This is a genomic window from Pedobacter sp. KH_004 (assembly GCF_057840755.1).
Window position 1 is genome coordinate 3,525,202 of record NZ_CM174519.1, and the last position, 14,331, is coordinate 3,539,532.

The 14,331-nt window shown below is 37.8% G+C and carries 12 protein-coding genes; 3 read left to right on the forward strand and 9 right to left on the reverse strand.

Annotated elements, in window-relative coordinates:
* Positions 1-23: 23 nt before the first annotated feature.
* Positions 24-359, reverse strand: coding sequence for a DUF6370 family protein (locus AC3ITD_RS15100; RefSeq protein WP_265799066.1), 336 nt, complete (start codon positions 357-359; stop codon positions 24-26).
* Positions 360-701: 342 nt separating this feature from the next.
* Positions 702-2,018: an adenosylhomocysteinase gene (gene ahcY, locus AC3ITD_RS15105; protein WP_489360952.1), complete on the reverse strand. Its 1,317-nt coding sequence runs from the start codon at positions 2,016-2,018 to the stop codon at positions 702-704.
* A 318-nt stretch (positions 2,019-2,336) separates the two neighbouring features.
* On the opposite strand from ahcY, the gene AC3ITD_RS15110 reads away from it, so the two are divergent.
* Entirely contained in the window at positions 2,337-2,765 is a 429-nt protein-coding gene (locus AC3ITD_RS15110) for a CBS domain-containing protein (protein ID WP_265799068.1), read from the forward strand.
* A 147-nt stretch (positions 2,766-2,912) separates the two neighbouring features.
* Here the strand turns inward: AC3ITD_RS15110 and AC3ITD_RS15115 are convergent, their stop codons facing one another.
* The 3 genes from AC3ITD_RS15115 to AC3ITD_RS15125 all read right to left on the reverse strand — a co-directional run bounded on the left by AC3ITD_RS15115 (position 2,913) and on the right by AC3ITD_RS15125 (position 6,881).
* Positions 2,913-4,361 (reverse strand): M20/M25/M40 family metallo-hydrolase, encoded by a 1,449-nt coding sequence (locus AC3ITD_RS15115; protein ID WP_489360954.1) that lies wholly within the window; start codon positions 4,359-4,361, stop codon positions 2,913-2,915.
* A 499-nt stretch (positions 4,362-4,860) separates the two neighbouring features.
* Entirely contained in the window at positions 4,861-5,910 is a 1,050-nt protein-coding gene (locus tag AC3ITD_RS15120) for a TerC family protein (RefSeq protein ID WP_463485127.1), read from the reverse strand.
* The gene (locus tag AC3ITD_RS15125; RefSeq protein ID WP_489366689.1) at positions 5,910-6,881 is read right to left on the reverse strand and encodes a polyprenyl synthetase family protein; all 972 of its coding nucleotides are present in this window, start codon (positions 6,879-6,881) and stop codon (positions 5,910-5,912) included. Before AC3ITD_RS15125 ends, AC3ITD_RS15120 begins: the two co-directional genes overlap by 1 nt.
* A 282-nt stretch (positions 6,882-7,163) precedes the next feature.
* Between AC3ITD_RS15125 and AC3ITD_RS15130 the strand changes: the two genes are divergently transcribed.
* Entirely contained in the window at positions 7,164-8,195 is a 1,032-nt protein-coding gene (locus tag AC3ITD_RS15130) for an alpha/beta hydrolase (protein ID WP_489360957.1), read from the forward strand.
* A gap of 23 nt (positions 8,196-8,218) precedes the next feature.
* Positions 8,219-9,031 (forward strand): alpha/beta hydrolase, encoded by an 813-nt coding sequence (locus AC3ITD_RS15135; protein ID WP_489360959.1) that lies wholly within the window; start codon positions 8,219-8,221, stop codon positions 9,029-9,031.
* Here AC3ITD_RS15135 and AC3ITD_RS15140 read toward each other — a convergent pair.
* From AC3ITD_RS15140 to AC3ITD_RS15155, 4 genes are all read right to left on the reverse strand, one after another.
* On the reverse strand, positions 9,028-9,936 hold the full coding sequence (locus tag AC3ITD_RS15140) for a YpdA family putative bacillithiol disulfide reductase (RefSeq protein ID WP_489366691.1): 909 nt from the start codon (positions 9,934-9,936) through the stop codon (positions 9,028-9,030). The two genes, AC3ITD_RS15135 and AC3ITD_RS15140, sit on opposite strands and share 4 nt — an antisense overlap.
* Before the next feature lie 271 nt (positions 9,937-10,207).
* Positions 10,208-11,620 (reverse strand): MBL fold metallo-hydrolase, encoded by a 1,413-nt coding sequence (locus AC3ITD_RS15145; protein WP_489360961.1) that lies wholly within the window; start codon positions 11,618-11,620, stop codon positions 10,208-10,210.
* A gap of 331 nt (positions 11,621-11,951) precedes the next feature.
* Complete coding sequence (locus AC3ITD_RS15150; RefSeq protein ID WP_265799077.1) at positions 11,952-12,971, reverse strand: asparaginase; 1,020 nt, start codon at positions 12,969-12,971, stop codon at positions 11,952-11,954.
* Between the two features lie 489 nt (positions 12,972-13,460).
* On the reverse strand, positions 13,461-14,228 hold the full coding sequence (locus tag AC3ITD_RS15155) for a TatD family hydrolase (protein ID WP_489360964.1): 768 nt from the start codon (positions 14,226-14,228) through the stop codon (positions 13,461-13,463).
* Between the last annotated feature and the right edge of the window lie 103 nt (positions 14,229-14,331).

Here is a 14,331-nt window from a genome sequence, read left to right on the forward strand (position 1 = left end):
TAAAAGGTTAGCCTAACATCAACCTATTTACTGAGCAATTTGATATTGGTAGCTTTGAACCTATTCTTTATAATTTTACCAGAAACTTGTGCTTTGCTTACAGCGTTACAGAAACCGTGTTCGCCATGCGCATCGCCAAAATCATCGATGCCTTTTCCATCAACAAAATAAGACTTGCCATTTATTCTAATGGCTAGTTCACAATCTTTACCTTTCATTTTAAACTGGCACTCGCCACAAGCAATTTCTACGACTTGGTTAGTGATCAATTGATTTGATGCCTGTTTTTTAGAGCTAGTTTGGGCTTTTAAACCGAAACTGAATAGTGTAAAAAGAAAAAGGATAGCTACATTTTTCATTATGTCTATTTTTTCCAAATCTAGCTTTTGTTAGCAAAAGAATCACAAATCTATGTAAAATAAACCTGGTAGCAGCGAACACGGATCCCTATATTTCATCGGGAGGAGTAAAGCGTCAGCCTGCCGGAGGTGGGAATAAAAGAACTAATATTTCCCAAGAAGTACCGCAGTAGCGTTTTCGAAATATTTTTTGACACGGAAAAACAGAAAACACAGAAGTTTAAATCTTTCGCAAAGCTCAGGATGACATCCTAAAAAACAAAAAAGGGATATGCAAATTGCACATCCCTCTTAGCAGCTCATTAATGAGACTGCCTCGTTCCTCGCAATGACGAGGAGTGATTAATAACGATATTCGTCTGATTTGAATGGGCCTTCAACCGGAACGCCAATATAATCAGCCTGGTGTTGATCTAAAACATCTAATTCTACACCGATTTTTTCTAAGTGTAAACGAGCAACTTTCTCATCTAAATACTTAGGTAAAACGTAAACTTTGTTTTCGTATTTATCTGTGTTCGTCCAAAGCTCTAATTGTGCTAAAGTTTGGTTGGTAAATGAGTTACTCATTACGAAACTTGGGTGACCAGTTGCGCAACCTAAGTTCACCAAACGACCTTCGGCCAATAAGATGATATCTTTACCTTCGATAGTATATTTATCTACCTGAGGTTTGATTTCAACTTTACTTGAACCATATTTTTCGTTTAACCAGGCAACATCAATTTCGTTATCGAAGTGACCGATATTACAGACGATGGCTTTATCTTTCATGGTTAAGAAATGCTCGCCACGAACAATATCACGGTTACCAGTAGTAGTTACAATAATATCTGCTTCTTTAACGGCAGTAGCGAATTTTTTAACTTCGTAACCTTCCATTGCAGCTTGCAGAGCACAAATCGGGTCAATTTCAGTTACAATTACACGTACACCCTGTGAACTTAAAGATTCTGCAGAACCTTTACCCACATCGCCATAACCGCAAACAACAGCTACTTTACCAGCCATCATTACGTCAGTTGCACGACGAATTGCATCAACTAATGATTCGCGACATCCGTATTTGTTATCGAATTTTGATTTAGTTACAGAATCGTTGACGTTAATTGCAGGTAAGTGCAATGTTCCGTTTTTCATTCTTTCGTATAAACGGTGAACACCAGTGGTGGTTTCTTCTGATAAACCTTTAATGCCAGCAATTAATTCTGGGTATTTATCAAAAACCATATTGGTTAAATCGCCACCATCATCTAAAATCATGTTTAGTGGTTGTTGCTCCGGACCAAAGTGTAAAGTTTGCTCAATACACCAGTCGAATTCTTCTTCGTTTAAACCTTTCCAGGCATAAACCTGAATACCAGCAGCGGCAATTGCAGCAGCAGCATGATCTTGTGTTGAGAAAATATTGCAAGATGACCAGGTAACTTCAGCACCTAAAGCCACTAACGTTTCAATTAGAACAGCCGTTTGAATCGTCATATGCAGACAGCCTGCAATACGAGCACCTTTTAACGGTTGCGTTGGGCCGAATTCTTTACGTAAACTCATTAAACCTGGCATTTCTGCTTCGGCTAATTCGATTTCTTTACGGCCCCATTCTGCCAGTGAAATGTCCTTAACTTTGTAAGGGATATAAGTTGTCTCTACTGATGACATATTTTATTTGTTTTAAATGTGGAACAAAGTTACGGCATAGCTTTGTGAAAGCCAAATAATTAAAAGAGCAAGGTGGTTTATAGAATGTAAAATAAAGGAGCGTTTCTAGAAAGATTTTGGAAAGTAAACTCAGCTTATTTTCGGCTACTTCAATCCCGCCATACACTGTAGCTCCGATAAAAAAATAGGAGGCTGCCGTTTCTGCCGGGTTTAAATTACCAACACCTGTATCACTTTTGTAAAACTGCACAATGTAAAACAAACCTTTGATTTTCAGTTTATTATTTCTTAAATTGATTCAACCAAATAAATCAATTTATGAAAACAGTAAAACACCTTCTCGATACTAAACAAGCAAGAGTGATATCAGTACCTGAGAATATTTCAGTATTAGATGCGCTCAAAATAATGACAGAGAAAAACATAAGTGCCATGCTGGTGATGGAAAACGAAAAACTTACAGGTATTTTTACAGAACGCGACTATGCCCGAAAGATCATCCTTCAGGGTAAATCTTCAAAGGACACCCTGATCAAAGAAGTAATGACTGCTGATCCCATCACCATTAATACCAGTGATTCCATTGACCATTGTATGCAACTCATGACCGAAGAGCACATTCGCCACTTACCTATTGTTGTAAACAGCGAAGTAAAAGGAATGATGTCAATCGGCGATGTGGTAAAATTCATAATTGCCGACCAAAAGCAAACGATATCGCAGTTGGAAAGTTATATTAGTGGGTAAATAGAAAATGAAACGTTGAAGTTGAAAAGTTTAAAGTTGAAAGCTTGGAGCATAACCTTAAAGCCTATCATTCCAACCAGCAAAATATAGCATTTTTGCTTTGCTTCGCTCAGAATGATAGGTTTAATCTTAAACTTTCATGCCAGACTATTTCCACCTCCATTCGCCAGCAATGGTAAGTGGCTCCTTTAAGTTTTGCGATTCTAGAAACGTTTTTAATTCTTCTTCGTTTTGTACGCCCACTGGAATTTTGGGCGTATTAGCTAAAGCATAAGTTAGCATAGCGCTATAACGAACGGTGTTTTTTAGTTCTTGCTCATCAACTAGTTTAAAAGAGTCTCCATCAGAATGATAAAAAGGTCCGGAGTTATTTGGCAACTTTCCGCCAAAGCCACCGCCTGTCGGAATTCCTTCTAACATAAATGGTTGGTGATCGCTATGCAAGCCGGCGCCCGCGTTGAACAGATTTTTGAAGCCGGAGTCAATTTTTACAATATTAGTACCCCAAGTCGTAAATAAATCTTTCATCTCAGCACGAGAGGTCGAAAATCCTTTGGGATCATTGGTCATGTCGTAATTCAGCATGAACTTAACCTGATTTAAGTTTTTATCTTTTTTCGCCTGATCGATATAGGCTTTGGAACCTAGTAACCCTTGCTCCTCGCCCATAAACAGCACAAATTCTACTGTTCGTTTCGTTTTTAAGTTTAACTTTTTAAAGGTACGGGCCATATCCATGATGGCAAACGAGCCGATCCCGTTATCAATGGCTCCAGTAGCTAAATCCCAGCTATCTAAATGCCCACCAATAACGATTTTATCTTTCGGCATTTCGGTTCCTTTGAAAGTAGCGATCACATTTCTTGCCTTAATTAAACCTGAAAAATTCGTCATGCCAATATGCGCCATTTGCGTTTGGCTTTTTAGTTTTTCTTTTAGCGCCATCCCATCTTCCAAACCAATGCAAACCGCAGGAATTGGAATAAGTTTACCCGTAACAGATGCTGTGCCCGTTAACAAAACACCATCTTTTACGGTATTAATAATGATCACCCCAATGGCACCATATTTAGTAGCAATGGCAGTTTTTTCTGAACGATGCAATGATTTTGTTCCGGCTGGAGAACCTGGCAAAACACCAAGATAAATCAAGGCGATTTTCCCTTTAAATTTTGAAGGATTGTTTTGATAATCCACCTCCAACCCATTTCCGGCATCAACAATTTCTGCAGTTGTATTTGCACTAACAGGAGAATGTGCTAAAGTAACGGCCTTAACTTTCGCTAAACTATTCTTGTCCGCACCAATTTCTACATCAATTGTTTTCCTTGCCCAACTCTCCACTTCAAAAGGTTGGAACTTTACTTCGCAACCGTAAGATTTTAATAAGCCGTATGCATATTGCTCTGCCTTTGCTCCATTAGCTGAGCCCGTTAAACGGTGCCCGATATTTTCAGTTTCGTACTTAAGTGTTTGATATGCTTTGGAATTTTGTTGAACTTCGGTATTGATTTTAGCGAAAACGCCGCCGAATTGATCTTGAGCATTTGCTAACAAAGCACTACAAAGAAGTGCAGCTGATAAAAGGTATTTCATGAATATGATTTGCTGATTGATGGGTTGAAAGTACAAATTTTACGGTTAGCTATTAAGCTGTAACGTTTATTTTGCTTTTGGATTAATGTATTCTCTTGAAATTCTGCGAAAATCAGCGTGATCTGCGGGAGACCTTAGTGCAAATAGATATTACTGGTTTTAGCGAATAATATTTCCCGCAGATTTAATAGGATTTTCGCAGATTAAAAACGGTTACACAATTATCCTTTCGATTTTCAAGGATACTTAACGTAACCTTAAGGAGAACTGAATTATATAAACTGATTGAAATGGCAGCCCCCAATTTTCTCGGGGCTATAAATAAAAAGCAGGACTAAGTTTCAAATGAAATACCGCCTTTGCTTTCCCAAACCTCTATAATCGTACAAGAAAATTTAGCTTCAGAGCAATGAGCTTTAAATAGCTCTCGCATTCTTGATTTGAATAAGCTGTACCATAAAAGAAATGTAAGGAGATATAAGATTTAGCGCTGGGAAAACTATTGATGGGCTGCTTTCTTCTTCGGGAAAACCAATGATGCCACAATACTGATCACCAGAATACTCAAAATCACAATTAATGAATGTTGCGTGGTGAAACCCAATTTCTCTAAATAAACGTGGCCTAACATTTTTACACCAATAAATGCCAATAAAACAGCCAAACCTGCTTTTAAATAATGGAATTTATGGATAATGTTAACCAGTAAGAAAAACATTGACCGCAAACCCATAATGGCAAAAATATTAGAGAAAAACACAATATAAGGGTCTTTAGTCACCGCGAAAATTGCTGGAATAGAATCGACAGCAAATAATAAATCGGTAAATTCTACTATGAGTAAGACCAAAAATAATGGCGTAACGAATCTTTTATGGTTAATGGTGACGAAAAAGTTCTTGCCCTCGTATTTTGGATGGATAGAGAATATTTTCGATGCCCATTTCACCACCGGATGATTTTCTGGATCTATCTTTTCTTCTCCTTTGCTGAAGAACATTTTTATACCGGTAAAAACTAGAAACGCACCAAACAGATACAAGATCCATGCAAACTTTGCAATAAGCGCTGCACCAACAAAAATAAAGATAAAACGCATGATGATAGCGCCCAGGATACCCCAAAATAAAACGCGATGATAATACTTCTCTTCCACCGCAAATGCAGAAAATATCAATACAATAACAAAGATATTATCAACAGATAAGGCATACTCAATTACATAACCAGTTAAAAATTCCAATCCTAAATTTTGCCTGTACGTAGAGAGACTGGCCTGGAAATCATTAGCATTTAAGGTAATATGGTGTTGATGCTTGGTTACAATTTCTTGTAAATGGGCAAAATCCCTTATTCCATGCAGCTGATGACCTTCGGTAAGTAGAAGAAAGTAGAAACCGATGGCTAAACCAACCATGATAACACTCATGATACCTGCCTGTTTCAGACTGATTACATGTTCCTTTTTACTAAAAAGACCCAAATCTAAGGCCAGTACCAGCACAATAAATAAAAGGAAACCTAAACTGAAGAGTAATTCGCTGCTCATTATTTTTTACGTTCGGTAGTGTAAAGTACTAATTGTTCTAAGCCAGTTCTGGCTTCTCCTGCATCAAATTGATGCAAAATATCAAATGCAGCATTCTGGTATTCCAGCATTCTTTGGTTGGCATAATAAACACCTTGTTGTGCATTAACAAAATCGATAATCTGTTGAATCTTTAACGGATCATCCTGATGGTTTTTTACCAGATTGATTATCCGCTTTCTACCTGCTTTGTCAGCCTTATTTAACGCGTATATTAATGGCAAAGTCACTTTTTTTTCTTTAATATCAATTCCTAAAGGCTTGCCTACGTCATCAGTACCAAAATCAAAAGTGTCATCTTTAATTTGAAAAGCAATTCCAACTTTTTCGCCAAATAGGCGCATCTTTTCAATTATCTCATCACTTGCACCAGCAGAAGCTGCTCCTGCAGCACAACACGATGCAATTAAAGAAGCTGTTTTCTGCCTGATTACATCAAAATACAACTCTTCCGAAATATCCATTTTACGCACTTTTTCTACCTGCAACAATTCACCCTCGCTCATTTGCTTTACTGCCTCTGATACAATTTGTAACAATCTGTGTTCGTTATTGTTTACAGAAAGTAGCAAACCTTTGGCCAGCAAATAATCACCTACCAAAACCGCAATTTTATTTTTCCATAAGGCGTTAATAGAGAAAAAACCCCGGCGCTCGTAAGCATTGTCAACCACATCATCATGCACCAGTGTTGCCGTGTGTAAAAGTTCCACCAGAGCAGCACCACGGTGGGTAGATTCTGTAATTCCGCCGCACAGTTTCGCTGCAAAAAACACGAACATCGGTCGCATTTGTTTGCCCTTTTGCTTTACAATATAATGGGTAATCCTATCTAGCAATGGAGCATCGCTGTGCATAGAATCTTTAAAGGTTTTTTCAAACGCTTTAATATCGGCTGCTATAGGTTTTTTTATCTGATCGATTCCCGGCATTAAGTCGAAAAATTTTGATTGCAAACTTAAGCTAATTTCCCATAAAAAGTGAATCAATAACGTTAATATTAAGGATTTGAAAAGCATCGAAAGTGCCATAAACTGCTCCAGTCCTGCGCTCCACTTTACTTCTCCCAATGAAGAGTTGGGATTCGTGTTCGCTCCGATCAGGTTTAACAACATCAGTCTGTACAATAAATTCCCTCGAAAGGCAAACCATTTTTTAATATATTCTTTGTTATTTCGGCTAAACCGCTACATTTAATCCAGTAATTTGTTAGAATGAAAAGGCGTTACAAAGTTCTATTCGGGGTTTCAGCACTGTTGGCGATCAGCTATTTGCTTGGCCCAAAGCCAAAAAAACCATTGTATACCGCAGCGTTAATACAAGTTCCGGAATTGAATGAGCTGGAGGGCTATGTTCAAAATATTGAGCAACTCAATAAAATTAAGCCGGGCAATGAAGCAGAAATTGTTTGGGCTAATGGCGCACACCAGCAAACCGAATATGCTGTAGTTTATCTACATGGATTTTCTGCATCAAAAACTGAAGGAAACCCGGTTCACTTGAATTTAGCAAAGGCGATTGGCGCCAACTTATACCTATCACGATTAGCCGATCACGGTATTGATACCATTGCACCTATGCAAAATTTTACTGCTAACCGATTGTGGGAAAGTAGTAAATTAGCCTATGCCATCGGCAAGAAACTGGGTAAAAAGGTAATTCTTATTGGCACTTCTACGGGTGGTACAGTTGCGTTAAAATTAGCGGCAACCTACCCAGAGATTAATAGTTTAATCTTACTTTCTCCGAATGTGGCCATAAACGATAAAAATGCCTGGTTGTTAAATAATCCATGGGGTTTACAAATTGCCAGAAAAGTGGTTGGAGGCGACGAAAGAAAAGTGGAGGGTAGAACTGACGAATATCGAAAATACTGGTACACCAATTACCGGATAGAATCTTTGGTAGAACTACAGGAATTTATTGAAGGAACGATGACCAGAAACACCTTCCAAAAAGTAAAACAACCTGTACTGATGTTATATTACTACAAAAGCTTAACAGAGCAAGATCCGGTTGTACGCGTAGATGCGATGTTAAAGATGTTTACTGAGTTAGGCACCCCAGATCATTTGAAGCAGAAAATAGCCATTCCAGGAGCCGGTAATCATGTTTTGGGTTCATATCTTACCTCAAAAGATTTACCAAGTGTAGAAACTGCTATCCATAACTTTGTAGAAAATATTTTAAAACTGCAGCTGAAACATCCTTTACCTATCGCTGAGGAAGAAATTAATCCTGTATAATTGACGCCTAAAGCCATAAAATAATGAGAGTTCTTTTTTCAATCCTTTTTCTTTTTACTGCGAATTTTGTTTCTGCACAAAACACAAAGCCCAATCAATCTTTCGAAATCGGTAAAATCGAAGAAATTCATTCAGCTATTTTAAATGAAACCAGAACATTAAATATTTATCTGCCGGCTGGATATTCGGCCGATACTTTGAAAACATGCCCTGTAATTTATCTTTTAGATGGATCTGCAAATGAAGATTTTATACACATCGCCGGCCTCGTTCAGTTCTTAACCATGATTGAGAAAATTCCTCCAACCATTGTTGTAGGCATTGCTAATGTAGATAGGAAGCGTGACTTCACCTTTCCAACAACCATTAAAAAAGATCTGCTGGATTTTCCAACCACAGGTTTTTCGACAAAATTCATTTCTTTTATTGAGGAGGAATTGCAACCCTTTATCCATGCTAAATACAGTACAAGTTGCTCAAAAACCATTATAGGGCAATCGCTGGGCGGATTGCTTGCCACAGAAATTTTCTTAAAGAAACCGCAGCTCTTCTCCAATTACCTGATTGTAAGTCCGAGTCTTTGGTGGAACAACGAATCCTTGCTCCGCAACCCATTAACAGAAATAAATAAAACTGATGGCAAAAAAGTTTATATAGCTGTTGGCAAAGAAGGCCAAAAGATAGAAGCTGATGCTAAAAAGCTCGCTAACTTGATTCGATTGAATAAAAAAATATCATTGAAGTTTAATCCTTTACCAAAAGAGAACCACCTCACGATTTTGCACAACGGCGCCTATCAAGGGCTCGAGTTCTTATTTGATAGCAAGGAAAATTAATTGATGATATTGTTTATAATCATCTCGGCGTGTACTCTTGAATTTTCGATAAAGAGTTTGTGTGTATCCAATCCTCCACAAACCACACCGGCTAAATAGAGACCTTTGACATTGGTTTCCATGGTTTCTTCATTATAAACCGGACAGAGACTTTCCGGCAAATCAATTCCGAACCTTTTCAGCATCGAAAAATCTGGCTGGTAACCTGTCATAGCAATTACAAAATCATTGGCAATTGTTTTAACACCATCAGGCGTTTTAATATCAACTTCGCCTTCTCTAATTTCGAGTAATTCTGAATGGAAATGAGCAGTGATTGCTCCTTCTTTAATCCTGTTTTCAATATCCGGACGAACCCAATATTTAACGTGAGGACCCATTTCGCCGCTGCGAACCACCATTGTAACATTTGCCCCTTTACGGTAAGTTTCTAAGGCAGCATCAACGCCAGAATTATTTGCTCCAACTACTACCACATTTTGAAAGGCATACAAATGCGGATCTTTGTAATAATGAGTCACTTTGGGCAAATTTTCGCCAGGGATATTCATTAATAATGGAACGTCATAAAATCCTGTGGCTACCACTACATTTTTCGCAGTATAACTTGCCTTCGTCGTATTGACTTCAAAGCCTTCGCTTTGTTTCAAAACCTGTTTAACTGTTTCAAAAAGGTTAATTTTTAAATCGAACTTTTCAGCAACTCTACGATAATATTCAACGGCTTCGTTGCGATTTGGTTTCGGGTTGATTGTAACAAAGGGCGTATCACCGATCTCCAGTTTTTGAGACGTGGAAAAGAATGTCATGAAAACCGGATAGTTAAAAAGGCTATTTACCAAAGCACCCTTTTCAATAATCAGATAGCTCAAATTAGCCTTCTGCGCTTCAATTGCACAAGCCATTCCAATCGGCCCAGCGCCAATGATGATGATATCGTATTGATGTGATTTTGTCAATTTTTATGATTTAAAAGATAATAGAGATTTGGAAATGGGAAATAGATGAAGTTGCTTATTTCTATGGAAATAGGAAATAGATAAGTAATTATGTCAATTTACTTCTCAATAGGAATTTGTAAATAGGTATAAACAAATGTTATAATCAAACGCATTAAATGAAATATATGCATTTCCCATATGCGTATATCTATTCTCTATTTCCCATTTCCCCGTCTTAAACTTTCATCGCCTTACTCGGGCAAGCAAAATCGGTTCGTTTTAAATTTGTATTCTTAATAGCCCCGTAACCACCAGCGATATCAATTACATGCTCTACGCCACGGGATTTTAGAATAGAGGCCGCAATCATCGATCGGTAACCGCCGGCACAATGAATATAATAAGTTTTATTTGGATCAATCTCTCCCATCCAATCATTAATAAAATCCAGAGGGCGACTTAAAGTAAATTCCAAATGTTCCGATTCATATTCACCCGGCTTACGAACATCAAGAGCTATTATTTCTTGTTCTGTTACGGCTTTTTCAAAAATTTCTGCTGAAATGGTTTCGATAGTATCAATTTCTTTTCCGGCATCAGTCCACCGTTCAAAACCACCATCCAGATATCCAATTGTACTGTCATAGCCCACACGAGTTAAGCGGGTGATGGTTTCCTCCTCTTTTCCTTCATCAGTAATCAATAAAATAGGTTGATCTAAATCGGTAATTAATGCGCCAACCCAGGGTGCAAACTGTCCGTTTAAGCCAAAATTAATGGAATTAGGAATAAATCCTTTTGCAAAAACCTGTGGATCACGGGTATCGAGCATAATTGCTCCAGTTTGGTTAGCGGTATCTTCAAAAGCTTGCGGTGTTAAAGCATTTAAACCTTTTTCATAAATGCCGTCGATACTTTCTACACCGCCTTTATTTATCGCAGCATTTTTAGCAAAATACTGTGGAGGAGGCATAATACCATCCGTAACTTCTGATATAAATTGTTCTTTGGTTTGTGCCTTAAGGGCGTAATTTACTTCTTTTTGATGGCCTAAGGTATCAAAAGTTTCCTTGCTCATGCTTTTTCCGCAAGCAGAACCCGCACCATGGGCAGGATACACAATCACATCATCGGCCAAGGGCTTGATTTTTTCGTTTAATGAATCGTAAAGCATTCCTGCTAAATCCTCCATGGTTAAATTACCTTTCTGCGCCAAATCCGGGCGACCAACATCTCCTATAAACAGCGTATCGCCACTAAAAATGCAATGGTCTTTTCCATTTTCATCAGTCAACAAATAAGTGGTCGATTCTAAGGTATGACCAGGTGTATGCAAAGCCGTAATCGTTAAATCGCCTATTTGGAACATCTCTCCATCTTTAGCAATGTGCGATTCGAACTCTGTTTTGGCTGTTGGTCCATAGATAATTTTAGCGCCAGATTTATCGGCTAGATCCACGTGGCCAGAAACAAAATCTGCATGAAAATGGGTTTCAAAAATATACTTAATTGTTGCGCCAGCTTTCTCCGCTTTCTTCAAATAAGTTCCAACTTCTCTCAGTGGATCTATAATCGCAGCTTCGCCATTGCTTTCAATGTAATAAGCGGCCTCTGCCAAACACCCAGTATATATTTGTTCTATTTTCATGATTTATCTGTTCCTCACCCTGAATTTATTTCAGGTTCTTATTGAATAGATGCTGAATCAAGTTCAGCATGACGGATTTATTAACAAAAATAGTGCTAAATACGAACAACCGAAATGATGGTGCTCATAATTGCAGAAGTTTTACTTACCGATTTTTTTGATGAACGCTTATATGATGTTTTTTGCAGTAATTGGCCACCTAAGCCCGATAGTAGTGAAATACTTTTTGTAGATCAACCGATGGGAGTTGCGGACACATTGACAAAAAGATTAAACGGATAGCGGGAGTTGCATTAAAAAATGCACCCGCAATTGCCTTTCAAACCAATAATTAATCTTTTGTTAATTCACCACGTAATGATTCATCCATTAACTTCCGGCTTTCTTCTAAAGGTAAGCCGAGGCCTAAAACATACATTAGTTTAGTTACCGCAGCTTCAAAAGTAAGGTCGTAACCACTAATGATGCCCATTTTTAATAACTCGCGACTGGTTTCGTACCTACCTAAGTGCACCGATCCTTTTTTACATTGAGAAATATCGATGATGATTTTGCCATTTAAAATAGCTTTACGAAGACTATCTAAAAACCATTGGGCAGTAGTGGTATTGCCAGATCCAAAAGCTTCTAAAATGATGGCGTCGACCTTAGAATCCGTGATCGCTGACACAGCCTGAGGCGTGATGCCTGGATATAACTTCAACACACCAATGTTAGAATTAAAATTGGTATTGAGTTTAAGTTTCCCGTCTGGCGCTTTCATTACATAATTGGTGTTAAATTGCAAATGCACTCCAGCTTCGGCCAAAACAGGATAATTTGGCGAACGGAAAGCCTCGAACTTTTCGCTATTATATTTTATAGAACGATTACCTCTAAACAATTGGGCGTCGAAATAAATGCAAACTTCTGGAAACAGTGATTTCCCATCCTCTTTTGTTGCCGCTATTTCCAACGCAGTGATGAGATTTTCCTTTGCATCTGTCCTGATTTCGCCGATGGGTAGCTGAGAACCTGTTAAAACAACAGCTTTACCTAAATTTTCGAGCATAAAACTGAGTGCCGAAGCAGTAAACGCCATCGTATCTGATCCATGCAAAATAACAAATCCGTCATAAAGATCATATTTGGTGTTAATCAACTCTGCCAAAGTTTTCCAAATCTCTGGATCCATGTTAGAAGAATCTAATACCGGAGTGAACGAGTGGACATCTAGATGATAATCTAAACGACTTAATTCCGGAACATTTTCTTTAATCTGTTCGAAATTGAAAGGAATTAACATTCCGTTTACGGGATCGTTTACCATACCGATGGTACCACCGGTATAAATTATTAGAATCTTTGTCATTTGGTTGGTTTTGGTTGCTCAACGCAAAGAAACTAAAAATTTAGAGATGAATATAGTTATTTTTAATATTGATAATTATTTAGACAAATTTCGCATATTAATTATCAGATTGATTATTAAACTAGACAAAATTGAAATATTAATTATAACTGTTAATACAACGAATATAATTTGCAGTGCTTTCATCCAATAGATGCTGAAATGAATTCAGCAGGACAGCTGGCTAGGATGAATTGTTATAATAAGCAATCTACACGAAGAACTCTGGATGAACGATCGTCATCCTGAATTTATTTCAGGATCTTAATGGTTATGCTAAAAACGTAGAAAGGAAAAATCAGTATAAGCTGAGGAAAAAATCGACAATCGAAGCTATTCATGCTAAAAAATCTGCGAAATTTGCGGCATCAGCGGAAAAAATCAAATCAACTTAATTCGATACAAAGATCTCGTGCAGATTAAGGTGATTTATCTAGAAACTAAAGCGATTTAAACACCAAAAATCTTTTTTGAATTTTCAGTAGTTACATCGGCGATCGCTTCCACCGAAACACCATAAATATCAGCTAATTTTTGAGCGACATAAATTAGATAGCTACTTTCATTTGGTTTTCCACGAAAAGGAACAGGCGCTAAATATGGCGAATCAGTTTCGAGAACTAGATTCTCCAATGGGATTTCTGCTAAAACAAGATCTAGTCCTGCTTTTTTATAGGTTACTACGCCTCCGATGCCCAAATAGAAATTTAGATCGATGGCTTGTTTGGCTTGCGCTACATGGCCAGTAAAGCAATGAAATATTCCACGCAGCCTTTCGTCACGCTCGCTTTCTAATACCTCAAAAACTTCATCGAAAGCCTCACGACAGTGAATTACGATTGGTAAGCCGAGTTTTTTCGCCCAAGCAATTTGTTTGCGGAAGGCATCTTGCTGGATAGTTAAGGTGGTTTTATCCCAATATAAATCAATTCCTATTTCACCGATGGCATAAATTTTTCTACCAGCAATGCTTTCGAAAATTTCATCCAAAACTGACAGATAATCTTCCTTAACATCACATGGATGAAGACCAGCCATTGCAAAACAATTCTCAGGATATTTGCTTACTAAATCATCAATCATTGCAATCGATTTGACATCAACATTGGGAAGAAAAAGTCTATTTACATCATTTTCAAGGCAACGTTCCATCAGCTGGCTTTGCTTTTCGGTCTCTTGCTCGTAATATAAATGGGTATGGGTATCGGTAAAAATCATTTCTTTAGTGTAAAATGGATGATGTATGAACTGGCCGTTATTGCGAGGAACGAAGCAATCCTAATTCCCTATTGGCAACCTTACGCCTTAAGATTGCTTCGTG

What these genes read in the sequence shown, in the direction of transcription:
- AC3ITD_RS15100 (WP_265799066.1), bottom strand. Translation starts at nt 359, where the DNA reads ATGAAAAATGTAGCTATCCTTTTTCTTTTTACACTATTCAGTTTCGGT.
- ahcY (WP_489360952.1), bottom strand. Translation starts at nt 2,018, where the DNA reads ATGTCATCAGTAGAGACAACTTATATCCCTTACAAAGTTAAGGACATT.
- AC3ITD_RS15110 (WP_265799068.1), top strand. Translation starts at nt 2,337, where the DNA reads ATGAAAACAGTAAAACACCTTCTCGATACTAAACAAGCAAGAGTGATA.
- AC3ITD_RS15115 (WP_489360954.1), bottom strand. Translation starts at nt 4,361, where the DNA reads ATGAAATACCTTTTATCAGCTGCACTTCTTTGTAGTGCTTTGTTAGCA.
- AC3ITD_RS15120 (WP_463485127.1), bottom strand. Translation starts at nt 5,910, where the DNA reads ATGAGCAGCGAATTACTCTTCAGTTTAGGTTTCCTTTTATTTATTGTG.
- AC3ITD_RS15125 (WP_489366689.1), bottom strand. Translation starts at nt 6,881, where the DNA reads ATGCCGGGAATCGATCAGATAAAAAAACCTATAGCAGCCGATATTAAA.
- AC3ITD_RS15130 (WP_489360957.1), top strand. Translation starts at nt 7,164, where the DNA reads ATGAAAAGGCGTTACAAAGTTCTATTCGGGGTTTCAGCACTGTTGGCG.
- AC3ITD_RS15135 (WP_489360959.1), top strand. Translation starts at nt 8,219, where the DNA reads ATGAGAGTTCTTTTTTCAATCCTTTTTCTTTTTACTGCGAATTTTGTT.
- AC3ITD_RS15140 (WP_489366691.1), bottom strand. Translation starts at nt 9,936, where the DNA reads ATGGCTTGTGCAATTGAAGCGCAGAAGGCTAATTTGAGCTATCTGATT.
- AC3ITD_RS15145 (WP_489360961.1), bottom strand. Translation starts at nt 11,620, where the DNA reads ATGAAAATAGAACAAATATATACTGGGTGTTTGGCAGAGGCCGCTTAT.
- AC3ITD_RS15150 (WP_265799077.1), bottom strand. Translation starts at nt 12,971, where the DNA reads ATGACAAAGATTCTAATAATTTATACCGGTGGTACCATCGGTATGGTA.
- AC3ITD_RS15155 (WP_489360964.1), bottom strand. Translation starts at nt 14,228, where the DNA reads ATGATTTTTACCGATACCCATACCCATTTATATTACGAGCAAGAGACC.